This is a genomic window from Microbulbifer mixtoriginis (SeqCode), from assembly GCF_052467945.1.
Window position 1 is genome coordinate 285,267 of the sequence record NZ_CP174328.1, and the last position, 20,798, is coordinate 306,064.

Annotated in this window: 14 protein-coding genes and 2 pseudogenes; all 16 read left to right on the forward strand. The window is 33.1% G+C overall.

What is annotated here, in order from left to right; genetic code table 11:
* Positions 1 to 14 precede the first annotated feature (14 nt).
* The 16 genes and pseudogenes from ACJJIJ_RS01235 to ACJJIJ_RS01310 all read left to right on the forward strand — a co-directional run bounded on the left by ACJJIJ_RS01235 (position 15) and on the right by ACJJIJ_RS01310 (position 20,004).
* Complete coding sequence (locus tag ACJJIJ_RS01235) at positions 15 to 383, forward strand: polysaccharide biosynthesis/export family protein (RefSeq protein WP_444938434.1); 369 nt, start codon at positions 15 to 17, stop codon at positions 381 to 383.
* A gap of 107 nt (positions 384 to 490) precedes the next feature.
* Positions 491 to 1,371, forward strand: a pseudogene (rfbA, locus tag ACJJIJ_RS01240) (glucose-1-phosphate thymidylyltransferase RfbA).
* Between the two features lie 911 nt (positions 1,372 to 2,282).
* Positions 2,283 to 2,636: pseudogene (locus tag ACJJIJ_RS01245) on the forward strand (UDP-N-acetylglucosamine 2-epimerase).
* Positions 2,611 to 3,306 (forward strand): non-hydrolyzing UDP-N-acetylglucosamine 2-epimerase, encoded by a 696-nt coding sequence (gene wecB / locus ACJJIJ_RS01250; protein ID WP_444939550.1) that lies wholly within the window; start codon positions 2,611 to 2,613, stop codon positions 3,304 to 3,306. Before ACJJIJ_RS01245 ends, wecB begins: the two are co-directional and overlap by 26 nt.
* Positions 3,307 to 3,351: 45 nt before the next feature.
* Positions 3,352 to 3,540 (forward strand): hypothetical protein, encoded by a 189-nt coding sequence (locus tag ACJJIJ_RS01255; protein WP_444938435.1) that lies wholly within the window; start codon positions 3,352 to 3,354, stop codon positions 3,538 to 3,540.
* On the forward strand, positions 3,518 to 4,396 hold the full coding sequence (gene wecC, locus ACJJIJ_RS01260) for a UDP-N-acetyl-D-mannosamine dehydrogenase (RefSeq protein ID WP_444939551.1): 879 nt from the start codon (positions 3,518 to 3,520) through the stop codon (positions 4,394 to 4,396). The genes ACJJIJ_RS01255 and wecC overlap by 23 nt, the downstream gene beginning before the upstream one ends.
* A gap of 297 nt (positions 4,397 to 4,693) precedes the next feature.
* The gene (locus ACJJIJ_RS01265) at positions 4,694 to 5,812 is read left to right on the forward strand and encodes a glycosyltransferase (RefSeq protein WP_444938436.1); all 1,119 of its coding nucleotides are present in this window, start codon (positions 4,694 to 4,696) and stop codon (positions 5,810 to 5,812) included.
* A gap of 22 nt (positions 5,813 to 5,834) precedes the next feature.
* On the forward strand, positions 5,835 to 7,145 hold the full coding sequence (locus ACJJIJ_RS01270; protein WP_444938437.1) for a CgeB family protein: 1,311 nt from the start codon (positions 5,835 to 5,837) through the stop codon (positions 7,143 to 7,145).
* Positions 7,146 to 7,269: 124 nt separating this feature from the next.
* A complete protein-coding gene (locus ACJJIJ_RS01275) occupies positions 7,270 to 8,013 on the forward strand; it encodes a glycosyltransferase family protein (RefSeq protein ID WP_444938438.1) in 744 nt (247 codons plus the stop codon).
* The gene (locus tag ACJJIJ_RS01280; RefSeq protein ID WP_444938439.1) at positions 8,010 to 8,966 is read left to right on the forward strand and encodes a glycosyltransferase family protein; all 957 of its coding nucleotides are present in this window, start codon (positions 8,010 to 8,012) and stop codon (positions 8,964 to 8,966) included. The genes ACJJIJ_RS01275 and ACJJIJ_RS01280 overlap by 4 nt, the downstream gene beginning before the upstream one ends.
* Before the next feature lie 41 nt (positions 8,967 to 9,007).
* Positions 9,008 to 10,168 carry a glycosyltransferase gene (locus tag ACJJIJ_RS01285; RefSeq protein ID WP_444938440.1) on the forward strand — a complete coding sequence of 387 codons (1,161 nt, stop codon included), beginning with the start codon at positions 9,008 to 9,010 and terminating at the stop codon, positions 10,166 to 10,168.
* Positions 10,169 to 10,177: 9 nt separating this feature from the next.
* Positions 10,178 to 11,893 carry a heparinase II/III domain-containing protein gene (locus tag ACJJIJ_RS01290; protein WP_252084748.1) on the forward strand — a complete coding sequence of 572 codons (1,716 nt, stop codon included), beginning with the start codon at positions 10,178 to 10,180 and terminating at the stop codon, positions 11,891 to 11,893.
* Positions 11,894 to 11,920: 27 nt separating this feature from the next.
* Entirely contained in the window at positions 11,921 to 12,697 is a 777-nt protein-coding gene (locus tag ACJJIJ_RS01295; RefSeq protein ID WP_252084749.1) for a sulfotransferase, read from the forward strand.
* Between the two features lie 114 nt (positions 12,698 to 12,811).
* Positions 12,812 to 13,507, forward strand: a complete 696-nt coding sequence (locus tag ACJJIJ_RS01300) for a CatB-related O-acetyltransferase (protein ID WP_286037004.1) — start codon at positions 12,812 to 12,814, stop codon at positions 13,505 to 13,507.
* Between the two features lie 158 nt (positions 13,508 to 13,665).
* Positions 13,666 to 14,529, forward strand: coding sequence for a class I SAM-dependent methyltransferase (locus ACJJIJ_RS01305; protein WP_252084750.1), 864 nt, complete (start codon positions 13,666 to 13,668; stop codon positions 14,527 to 14,529).
* A 708-nt stretch (positions 14,530 to 15,237) separates the two neighbouring features.
* Positions 15,238 to 20,004 (forward strand): hypothetical protein, encoded by a 4,767-nt coding sequence (locus tag ACJJIJ_RS01310; protein WP_444938441.1) that lies wholly within the window; start codon positions 15,238 to 15,240, stop codon positions 20,002 to 20,004.
* Positions 20,005 to 20,798: the final 794 nt, after the last annotated feature.

The window sequence follows — 20,798 nt, forward strand, 5'->3', positions numbered from 1 at the left end:
CAGATGCTGGAAAAATGTTACTTGAAGATGGTGATGAAATAACTGTACCTCTGAAAACATCAACCATATCTATAGTTGGGGAGGTAATTTTTCCAACTTCACTTGTGTATCATAAAAAATATACATTAGAAGATTATATCGAATTAGCAGGTGGATTTGCCAATAATGCAAACCGTAACGAACTGATTATTTTACATTTAGACGGGACGATAACACGAGTTCATGATAGAGACTTTGATAATAAACTTGGAAATAGATTACGTCCTGGGGATGAAATAATGGTAATGCCAAAAATTAATTCAAGTGAACTACAGGTAACTAAAGATGTAACGGAAATTTTATATCGTATAGCAGTTGGGACTGCGGCCATACTATCATTCTGAAAAACAACATGAATATCTTATTTTTAAATAACTTCTTTGAAGAAAATATTTAAAATACTACTGTAGAAATTTAGCTGTTTCTAATTTCAAGGATTGATGGAGGAATTATGGCTGAAACTGATACCGAACGAAGGGGAATTATTCTGGCTGGTGGTACTGGTACCCGTCTGTATCCATTAACAAAAGGTATCAGCAAGCAATTAATGCCAGTATATGACAAGCCCATGATTTACTATCCGCTAACAACTTTAATGTTGGCTGGAATACGAAAAATATTAATTATAACGTCCCCCAAGATCAAAGTTTGTTTAGGGGACTTTTGGGTACTGGATCTCAGTGGGGAATTAATCTAAGTTACGCCAAGCAATTTTCACCAAATGGTTTGGCTGAAGCATTTATAATTGGACAGGATCATATAGAGAGCAGTCCCTGCGCGCTAATTCTTGGAGATAATATTTTTTATGCTCATCAATTTAGTGAACTTTTAAAGAGAGCTAATTCAAGAATTCAAGGAGCAACAATCTTTGGGTATAGGATTGCGGACCCAAGCGCATATGGAGTTGCTGAATTCAATAAAGATGGAAAAGTTATAAGTGTTGAGGAAAAACCAAATAAACCCAAATCAAATTATGCTATTACTGGATTATACTTGTATGACAATAATGTTTGCGATTTAGTCAGAGAGATCAGGCCAAGTGATCGTGGAGAGTTGGAGATTACGGATCTCAATAAAATATACCTTGAAAGAGGTGAACTTAGTCTAGAGTTAATGGGCCGCGGTTCTGCATGGTTAGATACTGGAACGCATGATAATTTGCTCGCAGCGGGACACTTCGTACAAACAATTGAACGTCGTCAGGGATTAAAAATTGCATGCCCTGAAGAGGTCGCATTTCGTAAAGGTTTTATCTCACTTGATGAGCTTGAAGTTCAAGCTAAATTATTTATGAAAAGTGGATATGGTGAAGTATTGTATGTGTATTCGTAATGACGCACAAAGAGATCATAATTTCGTATAAATATCAATGATATTATGAAATACAACAAAATTAACATTAGATTTTTTCTATTATTAATAGTTGAACAGGGTCCCCCCAGTTGCATTAACTTTTCTGGAGTTTGAATTCAGGTTAACTAAATATTTTAAATTAAGACTTTATATTTAGCTTATTAATTACTATTTCAGTTTATAGAAATCATTTTATTCAAATTCCTTAGTAATTTTTAGTTTTTGAGTAAGGCAATTAACAAATTAGATATTTAATTTGAATGGTATAAAAATGGATGAGAAGTATCAGGTGAAGCTACTTGAGAATTCAATATTATTCGACCCTGAATGGTATTTGTCACAACATTCAGATGTTGAGAGTATAGAGATAACACCAGAGCAACATTATCTACGATATGGGTGGAGAATGGGAAGAAGTCCATCACTTTATTTTGTGGAGTAGGTTACCATAATAAATATCCCGATGTAGCTCTGAGAAATGAAAACCCACTTATCCACTATCTCCGATTTGGAAAACGAGAAGGAAGGGAAGTGCAAGCAGTAAAAGAGAAAAATTTTCTTACAAAAAAAGATTTGAATGTTGATACTAATAAATTGTTTTTTCCTGAGACGGATATAATGAAAAAAAAAATTTAAATGAAGAGTTTAAAAATCAATTAAAAAAAACGCAAGGTTTACTTGAAAAGTATGTCAGACGATGCAGAGAGCTTGAATATCAAATCATAGATGAAAAAAAATGAATCTTGTATTTGTAAGGAAGGTTTTAAATGAAGGTACTCATTGTTTTTGGAACTCGTCCTGAAGCTATTAAAATGGCACCATTAGCTTTAAAACTGATAATTGATCAAAGATTTAATACTCAAGTTTGTGTAACAGCTCAACATAGAGAAATGTTAGATCAGGTACTCAATCTATTCGGATTAATTCCTGATGATGACCTAGATCAGTCAGAATCTGGTCAGAACTTAACCGATATAAGCGTAGGAATACTTCAAGGGATGCATAAGATTCTTGAAGAAACAAAACCTGATATTGTATTAGTTCATGGTGATACGGCAACAACTTTTTTTACAAGTCTTGCAGCATATTATTGAAAAATCTCCATAGGTCATGTAGAAGCAGGCCTACGAACCGGAAATTTATTTTCTCCATGGCCAGAAGAGGCAAATCGGAAGTTAACAGGTGCCTTAGCAGACCTTCATTTTTCACCAACAGAAAATTCAAAAGAAAAACCTTCTAAATGAAGGAGTAAGCTCTGAGAAAATATTTGTTACTGGCAATACAGTAATAGATTCCTTGTTAGAAGTAGTACGAAAATTAGATGAAGATAAGAAGATATATGATAAATTTAATAATGAATTTAATTTCCTTGATGACAATAAAAAATTAATTTTATTAACTGGGCATCGACGCGAAAGCTTTGGTGGCGGATTTGAACGTATTTGTCAAGCAATTTTGGAAATTGCGAAATCACATAGAAATGTACAAATAGTATATCCCTTACATTTAAATCCAAATGTAAGGGAACCTGTTAATCGACTATTAAATGACGTAGAGAATATTTTCCTGATAGAGCCTTTAGACTATCTTCCATTTATCTATCTAATGAATAAATCATACATTATTCTATCAGATTCTGGTGGAATTCAGGAGGAAGCTCCTTCGCTAGGTAAACCTGTACTAGTAATGCGTGACACAACAGAACGACCAGAAGCTGTTAAAGCCGGAACTGAAAAATTAAGAGGAACAAAAGTAGATGTTATTATTAAGGAAACATCTACATTACTTACTGATAAAGACAGCTATAATAAAATGAGTTTTGCCCATAATCCATATGGGGATGGTCAAGCATCAAAAAAAATAATTAATGTGTTAGCTGATTTTGAAAAAAATTTCAAAAGATTAAATATATAGCTTAAAAAGCTTTTTTACAGATTTTTCGTTCAAATAGGGATATTTATGAACTTTGAAAAAATCTCAGTAGTTGGTTTAGGGTATATAGGATTACCAACAGCTGCTATGCTAGCAACTCAAAAAATTAACGTAATCGGTGTTGACATTAATCAAGACACTATAAATATTGTCAACTCAGGCAATATACATATTATAGCTGGGCCTGGAACAAATTGTTCAGAAAGCAGTATCTAGCGGATATTTACATGCAACGACTAAACATCAATCTGCTGATGCATTTTTAATTGCTGTTCCTACTCCTTTTATTGAGGAGTCAAAAGTTAAAGATAAAAAAGCAGATCTAGGATATATTGAGGCTGCATCGAAATCACTAGCGCCTTTATTAAAAATTGGTGATTTAATTGTACTTGAGTCAACCTCTCCAGTAGGTACAACAGAGAAAATTTCGGAGTGGCTTGCCGAAGCACGCCCTGATCTCACATTTCCGCACGCTGATGGAGAGTTATCCGATATAAGAATTGCTTATTGTCCAGAAAGAGTATTGCCTGGGAATGTCCTTCATGAACTTGTTGAAAACGATCGTGTTATAGGTGGCTTAACAAAAAAATGTTCCGAAGCAGCAGAAAGCCTATATAAGATTTTTGTTAGAGGTGAATGCTTGTTAACTACAGCACGTACCGCTGAGATGAGCAAACTTACAGAGAATAGTTTTAGGGATTTAAATATCGCATTCGCAAATGAACTATCAGTTATTTGCAGCAAATTAAATATCAATACATGGGAATTGATATCTCTTGCTAATAGGCATCCCCGAGTCAATATCCTTCAACCAGGTGCTGGCGTAGGAGGACACTGTATAGCAGTCGATCCTTGGTTTATTGTTCAATCATGTCCTGCTGAATCAAGACTCATTCGTACAGCACGTGATGTAAATGACTGTAAACCTGAATGGGTATTGAATCAGTTGGAGGTTATTTTAAAAAATATAAGAGTCAAGAATCCCGGCTACACTAGCAGAGATATTACTGTTGCTTGCTTGGGAATTACCTTTAAGCCAAACATTGACTACTTAGAGAGAGTCCTGCTTTAATGATTGCAGAGGGAATCACAAATCTTGACTGTAACTTACAAATTGTTGAGCCTAATATCCAACTTTTACCTGAAAAATCTCTCCAATAAAAATGTTGAACTAGTTTCTTTAGATCACTCATTAATGAATGCAGATATTTTTTGCATACTTGTAAAGCACAATGAATTTCAAAAATTGTAAATAAATTCGATCAGAAAGATAATATTATCGACGTAGTTGGCCTTCTTAGCTAGCTATTTAATAATACAGCAAAGTGTTTGATCCCTCTAACTTTCAAACCGTTGGGCAGAACTCAATATGGATGTATTATTAAAACATGCTGAAGATCTTGCTAGTCGTCTTATAAAGGATGTGTATTTACCTATTCAAGGTCGTGTTGCCTATGTAGTCAGCCACGGACAAAGTTATGCTAGCAACGGTTATTCAATACGAACACAAGCGATAGCCAAAGCATTAAATATAAATGGATTAGAAACTCTTTGCTTTGTTCGCCCTGGTAGACCATGGGAGTTGGGGGTAAAAAAAGGCTCAATTAATCCAGAGGTTGCAATTAATGGAGTAAGATATATTCATAGCCGATGGAAAAATGACATACCTCCTAACAATGAACAAGCTTCACTTGAAGCAAGTGTGGCTTGTTATTCAGAACTTTTTAGCATTTATCGGCCAGAAATTATATTAGCAGCTTCAGATTATACGGTCGGCTTGCCAGCATGGATTGTCTCTAAATCACTGGGATTGCCTTTTTATAATGAGGTAAGAGGATTTTGGGAGCTTTCAAAAGCAGCCAGAGAACCTGGTTTTGAAAAAACTTTGGATTTTCAAATAGAAGCAGATCGTAATTCTTTTGTAAGTAGTAAAGCAGTAAAAATCTTTACCTTAAACCAAAGAATGAAAGCCGAGCTTACAAAACGTGGATTGGACAATAATAAAATATCTATTGTACCTAACTGTATAAGTGAGGTTCCAAAAGTTAGGCAAAGTATTTCTAATTTGAGGGCTAAGCTGAGAATAAATGATGATGACAAGGTTGTAGGATATATTGGTAGTTTCTCTTCATATGAAGGAATAGATTTACTTATTGATGCTTGTAAAAAGTTAAGAATCCAAGAAGAGAAAATCAAATTACTACTTGTAGGAGATTATGAACCAGTAAATGAAACGATATCAACACCACAAAGAATTTCCAATGAATCTTGGTTTATTCAGGTAGGACGAGTACCACATGAATTGGTTGCTGATTATTATGCACTTATCGATACAGTTGTAATTCCACGTAAAAAATTAGCCGTATGTGAACTAGTTTCACCGATAAAGGTTGCAGAAGCCATTGCATTTGGGAAGCAGCTTGTAGTATCAGATGTAGTACCACTTAATGAAATTGTAGGGAAAAATAAAGATATCTACTGTATTTGAATCCGGAAATATCAATAATTTAGTGAAATGCATTCACAATTCATTAAATGTTCCTGATTCAAATACGAATCAAATTCCATTATTAAAAGATTATATCTCAGAGTTAGTTTCGGAGTTAAAGACCAAAAACTTTCAGCCAAAATGTGTTAAGTCTTCACGAAATTACGAAGATAGAGAGGAGGAAGTAAAGCAGCTTGAAAAAAGAATAGAAAATAAATTAGAAACTTTAGAAGGAGCTTCTTCTAACATAAGTTTTCAGCTGGCCAATCAAGATCAACTACGAGCTGACTTTAATGGAAATCGATCTAATTCTTATTTAAAAAATATTAAACCAATTACAAATAGGTTGAGTGAAAAATTTCCAAATGGACCATCAAATAAATATACTGAAAATAAAACTGAAAAACAAGAATTAATAAATGAAGCTCAGTATATTAAAGAAAAAACAATTAGACTAAAAGAAAACACAAGAGAAGATGTTGCTCAAATAAAAATTCCTATACATGGATCAATACTAGAATTATCTTCGACGATTGTATATCATGTTAGTAATTCTCAAACTACACGTAAAGCCGTAGTTCTCTTCCAATTTTTCGATCAATTTGAAAAGATCATTAAGCGTATTCCTGGGGTTGGAATTGCTGCTGCATTTGATCAACATTTTCGATATTTGAATAAAAATAATAACTCACTAGAGGATGATGTAAAAGAAATTTTCAAATTGAATCTTCCTGATGATGTCGCGAGTGTGGCAATATCCGTTGCAAGTCTTGGTTTGAAGTCAGATGAACATATTGATATACGTATTCTTGGTAGATGCTATAACATAGAAGCAGAAATGCTTCGTAAGAAAGAGTTCTTAAAGCGTCAGCCTATGCCTCCAGCAATTGTTCATGAACCTACTCATAAGCGTTTAATTAAAGATTTAGTTGTCGCATGTATACTGGATGAATTTACTACAGAATGTTTAGAGCATGAGGTTATTTTAATAAAGATAACGCAAGAAAATTGGGCTTATGAATTAGAAAAGAATCATCCTAATTTTCTTTTAGTTGAAAGCTGTTGGAAAGGAAACAACAATAATTGGGGAACCCTTAGTAAGGGTAGCGGAGCTGGAAAAAAGCTTAGTGGACTACTTACTTTCTGCAAAAAGAAAAATATTCCTACAATTTTTTGGAATAAAGAGGATCCACCTCACTATCAAAAATTCGGCCCTATTGCTAAGTTCTTTGATGTGGCAATTACTACAGATAGTAATATGATTCCTTTTTATAAGAAGGATTATGGTATTGATGTGTATCCACTCTCTTTTGCTGCACGCGAAAATTCATAACCCACGAAGTATTCTCATAAGAAAAGCTAAAACAGTATTTGCTGGGTCATACTATGAGGATAACCTAAACGATGCTCCGATTTTAAATTTATATTTGATCAAATAGAAAACGCAGGCTTAGAATTTGATATTTTTGATCGAAATTTTGGAAAAAATATCAAAAAATTTATTTTCCCAGAAAAATATCGAAAAAAACATTATTGGAAATTTAATACCTTCTGAAGTTTGGAAAGCTCACCAAGGTTATAAATATCAAGTAAATATTAATTCGGTTCAAGATTCTGAAACGATGTTTGCCCGTAGAGTTTATGAATCGCTAGCTTCAGGTACACCAGTTATAAGCAATGATTCAGTTGGTGTTAGAAAATTATTTGGTGATATTGTTATCATGCCCAAGAATAACAAAACAATTACTAGTCAACTTGGGGAGTTAGAAAGGTCTCCAGATGAATACCGAAATCTTTCACGCTGTGGAGTTAGAAGAGTTATGAGATCTCACACTTATGGCCATCGTATCCAAGAATTATGTAATTTAATTGGTTTAGACGTGAAAATTTCATATCCAGATGCCACGTTGGCTTTGACAGCTAAAAGTGAAAAAGAAATAGATCAGGCAAAAAAAATATTTAAAGAACAAACAGCTCAAAATAAAAAATTATTTATTCAACTAGGAAACTTTGAATCAGCTTATCATTACTTAAACCAGTCTTCTCATTCTATTACTTACGCTATGGATTTTGCAAAGAAGTTTTATCCTTCAGAAAATAGTTTTTACAACACTGAAAACGTATTAAAAGCTGACATGAAAGATAACATTATTCCGGAAGCCTTAGAGGACTTTATCTATTGGGGGCATCTTGAAAAATGAAGAAGAAAATATTATTGATATCTTGGCATTTCCCTCCCTATAAGAGTTCATCAGCATTTAATTTATTTAAACGATTAAAAGACACATGTTTTGAGTTTGATGTAATTCAGGCTTACCGAGATGAGAAACCTGACAACGAGAGAATGTTTAATTACTCATTAAGTTGCTTTAATAGATACGAAGTAACGGTACCCTCGGAAGATGCACGAAATACTGAATCAAGAATGTACTTTGTAGAAAGAGTAATTGATTATTATAGAATCTTAAGAGATCACAACCATTATTCAGTATTACTCTCTCACTCACATGAGAATATTTCACATATGGCTGCAATGGCCATTAAAAAACTTAATCCTCAATTACGTTGGATAGCATCGTTCGGGGATCCAATAGCTGCAAATCCATATAACCATTCATACAAATTCCCCATGCTCAAAGAGGATATTCAACTAGAAGAGGAAGTCCTACAAAAAGCAGATCGCATTATTGTCACGAATCCATATCAGCAAAAAATAGTTTTAAGTTCACAAACTAAATCAATTCAAAAAAGTAAATTTTTTGTTCTTCCACATTGTTTTGATGATCGAATGTATGAAAAGGAATTACAGAAAAAGAATAAAGTCGGTGAAAAAACAAGCATTTTTCGCTTAGTGCATATCGGAATGCTTTATAAATTTAAGAGAACATCTGAACCATTTATGCTCGGAGCACAACGGTTACTACAGAAGCATCCCAATCTAAAAGGAAGAATTAAAATTGACTTCTATGGAGCCAATGACTCTTTTATTAAGGCTGCTGAGAAATATGACCTCAAAGAGGTCGTGAGTTTTAAAGGAACTGTTGATTATTTAAAAAGCCTTACTTTGATGACTAAGGCAATTGCTTACTTTTACGCGATGCAGAATTTAGTGAGCAAGGTCTGGATTACAGTCCATTTTTTCCAGGAAAATTAGCTGATTACCTTGGTGCCAAAAGACCTGTATTGGCTGTTACTATGAAGAATGGTTATGTCCCAGATATACTTTCTAAGTTGGGAGGTGCGTCCCTCAGCGAAGATAATATTGAAGGGATTGCTGATGCAATGTATGGCATGATTAAAGGACGTTACATAATAGATAAGAATGAGGCAGAAAGTTATTCATGTAAACATAATGCCGAAAAAGCTAGAGAGACACTGACATTTAAGGATGATAAAAAAGTCATTTTGATAACTGGACATGATTTGAAATTTGCCAAATTTGTTATTAACGAGGTTAAAAAAAATACAAATTTCATTGTTTTAGTTGATAAATGGGAAAGCCATGAAAAGCATGATGAAGAAAAGAGCCTAGATCTTTTAAATCAGGCTGATGTAATCTTTTGTGAATGGGGACTAGGGAATTTAGTTTGGTATTCCAAAAACAAGAAAAAAGGACAAAAACTTATTACACGTGTCCACGCTCAAGAGTTAAAAACTGAACATCTTAAAAGATGTAATCATGAAAATATAGATTTTTATATTTTCGTGTCACCCTATTATTATGAGCTGATGGTAGAAAAATATTCTCTTGCTAGAAATAAATGCAGAATGATCTTTAATATGATCGACAGGGAATTTCTTGACAAGCCGAAATTGTCTGGTTCAGAATTTAATTTGGGTATGATAGGGGATGTGCCTCAATCTAAACGACTAGATCGAGCTTTAGATATTTTTGAGGATCTATACCAAAACGATAATAGATATAAACTTTTTATAAAAGGAAAAAGGCCAGAAGAATATCCATGGATGCACTCTAAAGCAAAAAAAAATGAATTATTTTTTTACAAGCAGCTATATAAAAGAATTGAAACAAATAACTGGATGAATAATGTCATCTTCGAAGGATTTGGGCCAATTGATGAATGGCTTCGAAAAATTGGCTGGATTCTATCTGTAAGCGATAATGAAAGTTTTCACTTGTCGGTTGCTGAGGGTATGGCCTCTGGCTCAACACCGATTCTGTTAAATTGGCCTGGGAGTGAATACATATATAATAGCAATTATATTTTCAATACAATTAGCACCGCTTGTAATTATATAAAGAAAAATAAAAGCCATGATTCAAACCTTCAGAAAAATTATACAAGAAAATTTTGCCATAAATTAAACTCTGATAGGCTAATTTCACTATTTTGAGGTTTTGAAATGAATTTTAATTTTTTTAATTCAGAAAGAATAATTAGATTGACCCCAATAACAAAAGACACTGTTCAGGTTGCGGATTCAATAATTAGAAATAATATTAAAGTATTCCCCACTTTGCCAAATATCTCTGTAACTAGTTTAAATGATTTATGGTGGACGCGATTTACATCAGCTCAAAGTACCTATTCTCTCTATATATACGCATTTTATCCAATTTCATATTTGCTTAATGCGTATGAGATTACACAGAACGAGATATACCTAAATAATGCGCTTAAATTAGTTGACGGATTTTATCGATGGGAAGCACAAGGTTTTAAAAAAATAAATAAAAAAATGAGAAAAATTTTGCATGGAGATCATGCATTTTCAAATAGAACACAATCTCTATGTTATTTATTAGTATGCATGCGACATGCAGGTAAAAACATTTCCGATAAGCTTATTGAAAATCTTATTAAAAATGGAGATTACTTATCTGATATTAAAAACTATAGTCACTACAATCACGGACTGATGATGGATCTTTCATTATTAGGCCTTATTAATACTCTTGATGGTGAACACATAAATTACCCAGCAAGCTATAAGCTTAATTTAATTGCTCGCCTGAACCATTCTATCTCTAGAGATATTACCTCTGATGGTGTCCATGTTGAAAATAGCCCTGGCTATCATTTCTGGCTATTAAGTTTCTTAGAGAAAGTTATTGACCCTTTAGCTTACATAGATACAGATTTATATAAACTAGCCTCTTGTGTCTTAGAAAAAGCTTCGGCATATGCAATGCTCATTGCAAGACCTGATGGTTCAGTCCCTGCCATCGGGGATACTCATGCTGGTGTTAAATATAAAATATCACAAGGCCTTTCGAGTAAGTATTTGAAAGATGCAAATAAAGTGATATTTAGAGATCCGGATGATACTGTTTGGGCCTACTTTTGCTCTGGTTATAAAACTCATGTCCATAAACATGGTGATAATGGGGCCTTTAATCTCTTTTATAAAGGTCAGGATGTTTTTATTGATCCAGGATTTCTAAATTATGAAAAAACAGATAGCTCAATAGAAATAAAAAAAACATCTTTTCACAATACAGTATGCCCTAAAGGTGAAAATCAAGAAATAATTGAGATCAATCTCTCTCAAGAAAATCAAAACTATCAGGGCAATATTGGCCGATCAAAAATAATTGGATATCGTAATCTAAATGAAGTCGAAATAGCACTAGCAAAAATATCAGACTACCAGTCATGCACAATTGACAGATTGATTATTTGGGTGAAACCTAATATATTTTTAATTTATGATACATTGGATGGAGTTCATCAAAGCATGGAGCAGTTTTTTCATGTAGGGTCTTGCTTTAAGGCGTCTATAGATGGGATTCACGCTAATTTAATTGACATAAACGGCGTCAGAGTCTGTCGAATAGAACAATTTCAGTTTAATGAACCAGATAATATCCCAGAGCAAAGAGCAACTGGCTCTATTCAACCAGGATTTTACGCAAAAAATTTTAACATAAAACATCCAAGCCAACGTATTGTATTCGAAACTAAAAGTGATTATTTTTTAACACTTGTTCAATTAGGCGAAAAAGACGAATTAGATATTACCATTGAATCTAGATCCTCTTCAAAAATTTACTTACAAAAATCTGAAAAAATTATTGAGCTTGATTTAAATTATTATATTTCACTTATTAACTCTTAATTTGCATGACTCTCAAGGAGTTGCGTAATGTTAAATTCTCCGCCTGTAATTATTTTTGGTAATCCTAGAAGCGGTACACGAATGTGTGCAACAGTGCTTAATGTACATCCTGACATTTGTATAACAGATGAATTTTACAATGTAGAGATGTTGTTAAATCTTGCTAATCGACAGATTTCTTCTTTCTTAAGCAAGCGTGTCGATGAAGATTCAATTCCTTTGCGGAAAGAATTGCTAGTTAAAAATTATTGGACTCTTCGTTGTACATTTGACCAAATAGAAAAATCACATAAGGCAGTAATTATTGGAAATAAGACGCCTAGAGCTGAAAAACATTATCAAACCTATGAAGAAATATTTTCTATAAATAAGCCAATCTATATTTACTGCGCAAGAAATGCCTACGATGTTTTAAGAAGTATAAAGAATTTAAAAAATATACAATGGAATAAATTGCCATTTAAAGATCTTTTTGAAAACTACAAGAATAGCTATCGAATTTATACAGAAATAAAGGAGAAGTATCCAGATAGAATAATTTTCATAAATGTTGACAAGCTCGACAAATTACAACCATTTGAAGTTTATCGCCCAATCTTCGATATTCTTAAACTCAAATATAATGCAGATTTTATCGAATGCATTAATAGAATTTCTCCTCAAAACACACTTGAAAAAGTAAAAAAAGTTATTAAAGACTCATCTCCGGTGGAAGAGCTTACAGTTGATGAGGAGGAGTTTATTTCGAATTGTCATGAGTATAAAAAAATAGAAGATCAATTTCTTGAATCAGAAAATTCTTGATATTTATTATGGATATTAATTGCCAATGATGTTTACTCTTTTAGATTTATGATATACTATTTAATTAAACTCGACATTTAATTCATATTATATTCTATAGTGAGGGTTAGATTTATGCATGCAATTAACTCTTTACTGTTTGATAAATTAGCCCTTTTTTTATCGGAACTACCGAACATACCTGAAAATTATTCAACATATATTGATAGCTTAGATTGTGAATATATAAATATAAAAAGCCCAAAGGCGCTAAAGAATGCTTTCTTTGAAGAATCTGTGAGGCTTAACGCCTTAGTATTAACAGGTCAATTTAGGTCATTTATCGGTGCACATTCTTACATAGGCGAGGGTGGATACTTAAAACAATGCTTTATAGGAAGATATTGCTCTATTGGTAGGCGTGTAACCATTGGCGCAGGATCTCACTCCATGAAAAATTTAACAACCTATCCGGGGTTATCAAAAAAAACACCAACAAGTCCAGTAATTTTAGAAAATGATATATGGGTAGGTGATGGAGCTATAATTTTACCTGGGATAAGGATTGGTACAGGTGCGGTCATTGGAGCAAATGCTGTTGTTACTAAAGATGTTAGTAATTTCAGCGTAGTTGCTGGTTCACCAGCAAGACATATAAAATACAGGATCGATTCATCTCTATTTTCATCAGTTTTGGATAGTCTTTGGTGGGAATATTCTAAAGATATTTTATTAGAAACAAAGGATTTGGAACTACAAGATCGCTTGATGGTCTTAAATGCCTTAAATAAAAATAATTTCAAAAACTATGACACCTATCATATTTCATAAAACGCTCTTTCTATTTGGTTTAATCTTTATTATCTTTTAAAAAATGTGTTATAATTGATTTTCTTCAAATGGATTTTCTGTTTACTATTGTAATAACTTTTGAATATTGATATTTCTTGATTTATAAGTAATTCTTAAAAATAACTTCACAGTTGAGAATGAAATTGGATGATCTTGATACCATATTAAAAAGTATTGAAGAGAAAATTATTCAATCAGGAAAAGACAATGCTAGTAAGCTTACACGAGACTTAATAACTGTTCAGAATCGTGTTTACGCTCAGCTTGAAAGCCTTAGCTGGCTTCAGAAACGCCTGTCAATTAAGGGGCAGTTACCACCATTACGTGGATGGGCTGCATCTCCCGACGTTTTGCTTCTATTACATACACATATTATGTCTACTCGTCCAGCTATAGTCGTTGAGTTGGGCAGCGGTGCTTCTACACTGGTCATTGCTGATGCTTTACGCCAGAATGGAGTGGGTAAGTTAATTTCTATTGAGCATAGCGATAATTATGGAGCTCAAACATTATCTACACTCGAGGTTGAGTATTTGCAATCTTGGGTTGATCTAAGAGTTGGTGATTTAGAACTTTGGAGCGGTAAACATTTAAACTCTGACGATTCCAATAGTCCTTGCCACTGGTATCCTTTGTCTCTATTTGATGGAATTGATAATATTGATCTGCTTTGGATAGATGGACCACCGGGAGCTACTTGTCCATATAGTCGGTACCCAGCGCTACCTGCTCTTTTCAATAAGTTGACCAGCAGGGCTGAAGTTTGGATGGATGATACTATTCGTAAAGAAGAGAAGACCATATGCGAGCGCTGGGTAAAAGACCATAACTTTAGTTTGGAATACCTAACTTTAGAAAAGGGATTGGGTCGCATGAAGAATTTAAATAATATAGAAGATTCTTTAAGTTCACAATTTCTGAAGAATTTCACAAAAAATGATCCTAAGTACCTAAAATCTCTCGAAAGAAATATGTCTTTTTTTAAACAATCAAACCTTTGATTGATGTTTATTTAAATATAACACTCATAATGAATATCTTTTAGTGGAACGAATTAGATTTTTTTATCCATAGAAACCGAGTGTAATTGGTGGCGGGAGTTCAGTTAGTGACTTTAAGAATCTAGAAAGGGATACGGAAGAGTCACTATTAGCTGAGCAACTTTTAACAATAGTATATTTTCAGTCTAACGAAACATGATAAGTTTACAGAGCGATTACAAGAATTTCTTTGAAATATCACGACGGTGAGTCGAGAGTCCCGATCCAATCAGAGTTTTGAGGATATACCGTTGGTCAGGCACATTACTTGTGTACTTTCATTCCGGCATATGTATAAGACACAAAGGGTGACTTATGGGGTGTCATTACAAATTGTTAAACTAACCCTTAAATAAGCACACAAAAAACTCGGAGTTATTGGGGGCTTAAGTATTTCATCATAACAAGTTTCTAATATTTAAAAAATATTAATATTAGTTAGCTAAGATCAAAATGATTCCTCCTAGATTGATAAAAATATATTTTCTAGGGCATCGTAATAAATTTAGTTAAATAATTTAACCTATCCCTAATACAAGCTTCACATCTTTTTCAAAAGAAAATACAAGTTATTTTGTTATTAGATTTTCGGGATAATTGTTACAAAGAATAACTAAGCTATACTTATTAGTAATTGCAAGGGATACAAGTCTAAAAAGGAACTTAGAAATGCAATCTGAATTAGCTATAAAACCAGCGATCAATACTCTAGCTCAAAGTTCCATGTTTTGGAAGCCAGATTATCTTAAGACTTCTTATTGGCTTGAGCATGTCCCTTTTTTGTTCTGGTTAACAGAGGCACATCAACCAAAAGTTTCGGTTTCCTTAGGAATGGAGTCTGGGGTCGCACACTTTGCACTTTGTCAGTCTATACAACGACTAAGGTTAGATAGCTGTTGTTATGTTATTTGTAATGAACAAATAAATGAAAGCTCATCCTTACGAAATCAGACACGAAACTACAATGATAAGCATTATGATAGTTTCTCTTTTTTCCTTGACAGCCCCTTAATGAGAGCCGTAAATCAATTTGATGATTCCAGTATTGATTTAATTTTGGTAAATCCTGATGTCGATGAGGATTTAGAAAGCTTGCTTTCATGCTGGTATTCTAAGATGTCCCCTCATGGTATTTTGCTGGTACCAGGCATATCAAAACGCGTTAAAAGTAATACTACATTTAGTACATTTAATAATCTTGCTCAAGATAAACCATTTTTCATATTCCAACATGGAGAGGGATTAGGTGTTGTTTCATTAGGAAGTAAGTTGAGTCCATTGCTAGTAAAACTTTTCGAGCGGAGTGAATCCAATTCAGCAATAAAGATTGTTCGAGATGTATTTGCTCGTTTGGGAAAGACTTGTAAAGACTCTTTATTTGCTGGTGAATACCAGCAGAAGGCTGAGGCTCTGCAGGCACGTCTTAATGAGAACGAAGGGAAACTTCAGAAATTAGGTGATAACTATGATAAAACTAGAGATCTATTAGAATCCAAGCGAAATGAATTAATTATTTTCAATCAACGTTTTGAGCAGTCTTTAGAGCGACATGCCCAAGAAAGGGGCCAATTAGCTGAACGGGTTAGTATCCTGCAGGAGTTCCGTGATGAATTAAAGTCTGAAATAATTCAGCTACGCCAACGGTTGGAAAACCAGTACCTCCAGATGGATGAGCGTAATCAACAGCTACTTCAGTTGCAAGCAGCAAGTGGGGAATATCGATGTGAACTTTCAAAGTACCAATTAAAATCTGAATCAATCTCTGAAGAATTGATTAGGACACAGAATAGCCTACAGGACCTTCAACAAAAGTATGAGCAACAACGAGATAAGGGGAGCACACTCAACTCTTGCATAGAGGCTTTGAATGAGCAGCTATCTACAAGAAATGAAGAGGTGGATAAATTACAAGTAGAGCTGTCAAAAAATATCAAGGAAAGACAGTCTCAAAATAAAACTTCAGTATCACAAGGTGAGAAGATTAAGTCGCTAGAATCTGAACTAGCTATTGAGCGACAATCCCGCAGAAAACATGGTAAAGAACTCTCATCTTTGACAGATCAATTGGATAATGTAAATAGAACACTTAATAACAAAGAGGAGGCTCTCGATGCTCAGCGTGCATTAAATGAAAGCTTAAAATCTGTATTGGTAGAAAAGGAAGACCAGCGACAAAAAGAGCAAATCCGGTCTGAAGAATTTGAAAAAAGTTACTTGGAACTCTCGAAAAAATCTGAAGACATAATAAAGGATAAGTTAGCACTTGAAAGAGAGTTAAATGAAATTGAGAAGAAGCAAAAGAATTATTCTCAGATTCGCAATCAAGCTGAGAAGATGCAGATTGAGCTTGAACAAATAACGCGCAATTTTAAATCTATTACTTCAGAAAAGAATAACCTCGAAAAGGATATCCATGAATTACAGGAAAAACAATTACTGTGGAGCCAGGCTCAAATCTACATAGAAAAATTAAAAAGTGAAATTAAGGAAAAAGAAATTAAATATCAAAGTGTTATCTTTAAGAAAGATGAACTTGAAAATATAATCATAGATTTTCAGATAGAGCAAAAGAATTGGAAGTCTTCACAAAATCGGACCAAGCAGCTTGAAAAAGATTGCTTAGATTTAAGAGCTGAAAATGAGAAAGTACTTTCTGCAAAATATAAATTAGAAGAGAAAGTACAACTCTTTGATGAGGAACACTCACTTAGAAAAAAATATCAGGCCCAAGTAAAATCCTTGGAAAAAGTTCAGGCTGATCTTGTAAGTAAGCAAGAGAAAAATGAACGTGAGAAAATCAATCTTAAAGAACAAGTTAATTTGCTTTGTAAAGAACAAGAACGCTCGCAAGTTTCTCAAGAAAAACTTGAATTAATAAACGAAGCTTTTAAGGAGTCTGAAAATAAATATAAAATAATTAGTTCAGAAAAGGAACAGCTTCAAGATCAACTACAAAGAATCAGTGTACAACGACAGGAGGAGGTAAAACATGCAGAACAGCTGCATAAAAGTATTTCTATTTTACAAAGTAAACTTGATGATGGAGAAGAAGTTAAGAAAAAATTAAAAAATAGAGTGCAAACTTTAAGAGAGAAGCATCATGAGTTACGTGAAATGGAAGTTCTCTGTAAGAAAATGGGAAAAGAGCTTGAGAAAGTTAGCCGTAAGCATGAATCTTCTATTTCAGCTAGGAATAAACTTGAGAATGATTTGAAGACTCTTAATCTTGAAAAAAAACAGTGGGAGTATGCTAAAACTAAAATTGAAAATCTTGAGAAAAAAATTAAGGAATTAATTTGTAAATCTGAGACGGATTCTATAGAGAAAAGAAAACTTAGAGATCAAATAAAGGAGCTTAAAACTGAGCAAGATAAATGGGCAGAAGTCAAGAGTCATGCCGATAAATTAGAGATAGATTATAAGAAATATCAACTTAAAGCTGAAAAAGATTTATTAGAGACAGCAGATCTAAAAAGCCAAGTAAAAACTCTTAATGTCGAAATTCAGGAATTGCAGCCTTTTAAGATTAGAGCTGAACAATTAGAGAGTGACCTTACTAATTTGTCTCAAAAATATGAACTTTCAAAAAAAGAACATAAGAAACTTTCAGTTCAGGCACATGAATATCATATAAAACAGCAACATTGGGAAAAAGACCGAACCATTTTATCTGATTTAAAAAATCAACTTGGTGAAAATGCCAAAAAAATAAAATATTTGACAGTAGAGAAGGAAAAGCTTACTTCGGAGTTAGAAAAGTTTAAGTCTCAGAAGGATATTTGGAAAAAATCAAAACAAAGTATAGAAAAATTAGAGAAGGAGCTTTTAGCATCTCATAGTAAGTATGACTCCATTTACACCGAAAAAGTCAAGCTTGAAAAGCATGTTCGGAGTTTTGAGAAAACCAATCTGGAATTGGAAAAAACTAGGAAATATGTCGAAACACTCGAGCAAAGAATATTCGATTTAGATAATAAATTACAACAATTGACGGTTGAAGAGGGCGAGCTTGATCAGTGGATACAAGCTATGGAGATTGAAGAAAAAGAGAAGGATCAATCACAACGGTTGGCAGATAATCTCAAACAAAATATTAGTGTGCTTGAGCAAAAATATGAAAATGCTAAAACACAAAATCATGATCTCACTCAACGTTTGAAGTCTTTAGAAAGTAAAAACAAAAGTTTAAATGAGATGCGAGATATTAAATTTAAACTTGAGAAGGATCTTGCAGAACATAAAAAAAGATATGAAAAATTATGGCTTGAAAAAGATGATCTAGAAAAAAGAAAAAACACCTTAAATGATAGTTTACAGAAAGAACAAGAAAATTCAGAGCACATAAAGGGCGAACTTTCTGAACTTAAATCAAGTTATTCAGACGTTGTAAATAAAAATCAAAACCTAGAAGTTGAATTAAAATCTTTAGAAAGGGAATTTGATGAAAAAAATATATCTTTGAATGATCGCAATCTTGAGCTGGAGAAGCTTGTTAGTGATCTTAAAATTCTTAAAAAACAGAAAGATGAAGCGGATGTTTTATACGAGAAAAAGTACCATAACTATCTGAAAAGTATCAATAATCTTGAGCTAACCATTAAAAATTTGGAACATCAGCTCGAAGAGCGAAGTACCATACTTGATGAACAAAAGAAAACTGAGAAAAATCGTGATGTAGTAATTGATAATTTGAGAAAAGATCTATCAAATCGCAATAAAGAGTGGGATGAACAAAATAAGAATCTTAAAGGCTCACTTAAATCCACGGAAGAAAAGCTTAGATTAATAGAGCTAAGTAAGGCGGGGCTTGAGGAGTCGCTGTCTGAACTTGATTCTCGCTGTAAGAGTATTGAGCAGAAGCGAATCATTGTTGTAAAAGAACGTGATAAACTTCTTCAAGAAAAACAACAGTTACAACTGCGTATACAATCATTAAAATCCGACCTTTCTGGAGCAACAAGCTCGGTTGAAGAACGATTTAAAGAATTAGCATTGCTGACAAAATTATTAGAAGAGAAGGAGATGGTAATTACAGATCTACGATTGTCTATAGAAGAGAAGAGTAAAAAAATTGCTACACCAGAGAATCGCACTAACAATAAAAAAGGACTTCTTGTTAATATTCCTTTTGCAAGGAAGGCAAAAGAATTACGCAAGCAAAAAAAGGAACTAGAACAAATTTGTCACTCGGATTTATTTAATGCAGAATGGTACCTAACAACCTATCCAGACGTTACTGAGGATAAATTTTTAGGCAATAATCCTGCTTTACACTATCTGAAACTTGGCGCTTTTGAAGGTCGTAACCCAGGTCCTAATTTTGATAGTCAGTGGTACCTTGATAGTAATCCTGATGTAAAAGATAGTGGATTTAATCCATTGATTCATTATATATCGATGGGTAAGGAAGAAGGTAGAGAGCCATTACCTTGCTGAGTTTATTAATATAAAAATTAATTCTGTATAGCTTTACAGTTAAGTTTTATAGTAAAAAATTTTCACAAAAAATTATGGTGGATTTTATTTAACTTTAGTTTTATTACTATATTATTGCAATAATCCGTTTTTCTATCTGATTTATGTTCTATGTTTTTTAAGGACGCTAAATTTTTAAGATATCACAAATTATTTATATGTATAATTCTAAGCGGACAAGCGCAAGGACAAGGCTTGATGTACCCCGTGTAAGCGGATCTCATATAACTTTTATTCCTTGATTATTTCCTTGCAATTTCATTTTTACTTATTTGTTTTTTTAAAATATGAAGGATAAAATCGGATGTTACGTTAATATATCTGAATTAATCACTTAATTTTTTGATTTATAACTACTTGAAGTAATTGAATTGGATGTTCTAAAAGAAAAAAATCTTTTCAATTGTTATCTAGGATCACAGTCTGTCAGCGATTGGTTGAAGTACTTCCATTTATAAACTAAGGCTGGTAGTTTACTTCAATTTAGGATGTTAAAGGAATAGAATTTAGCTGGAATTATACTGTGAAATGCAAATTTTATTGGCTTTTATGTTTATATATTTTCAGAAAGAGTAGTGTAAGTATGCGTAAAGCAAATATGAAATTAACAAGCGTGGAAACCCTTTTTTGAGACAATCACTAAAAATTTAACTTTCCAACAACTACAGTAATATAAATATATTTTTGGTTATCTTTATTCTTGAGCTTGAAAAATAAAGAATATATTTTCTGACATGTTTGAAATATACTTTGCA

Excerpts from the sequence above, each read along its gene's own strand:
- ACJJIJ_RS01235 (WP_444938434.1), top strand. The coding sequence starts at position 15 with ATGTTACTTGAAGATGGTGATGAAATAACTGTACCTCTGAAAACATCA.
- ACJJIJ_RS01255 (WP_444938435.1), top strand. The coding sequence starts at position 3,352 with ATGAACTTTGAAAAAATCTCAGTAGTTGGTTTAGGGTATATAGGATTA.
- ACJJIJ_RS01265 (WP_444938436.1), top strand. The coding sequence starts at position 4,694 with ATGGATGTATTATTAAAACATGCTGAAGATCTTGCTAGTCGTCTTATA.
- ACJJIJ_RS01280 (WP_444938439.1), top strand. The coding sequence starts at position 8,010 with ATGAAGAAGAAAATATTATTGATATCTTGGCATTTCCCTCCCTATAAG.
- ACJJIJ_RS01285 (WP_444938440.1), top strand. The coding sequence starts at position 9,008 with ATGAAGAATGGTTATGTCCCAGATATACTTTCTAAGTTGGGAGGTGCG.
- ACJJIJ_RS01290 (WP_252084748.1), top strand. The coding sequence starts at position 10,178 with ATGAATTTTAATTTTTTTAATTCAGAAAGAATAATTAGATTGACCCCA.
- ACJJIJ_RS01295 (WP_252084749.1), top strand. The coding sequence starts at position 11,921 with ATGTTAAATTCTCCGCCTGTAATTATTTTTGGTAATCCTAGAAGCGGT.
- ACJJIJ_RS01300 (WP_286037004.1), top strand. The coding sequence starts at position 12,812 with ATGCATGCAATTAACTCTTTACTGTTTGATAAATTAGCCCTTTTTTTA.
- ACJJIJ_RS01305 (WP_252084750.1), top strand. The coding sequence starts at position 13,666 with ATGAAATTGGATGATCTTGATACCATATTAAAAAGTATTGAAGAGAAA.
- ACJJIJ_RS01310 (WP_444938441.1), top strand. The coding sequence starts at position 15,238 with ATGCAATCTGAATTAGCTATAAAACCAGCGATCAATACTCTAGCTCAA.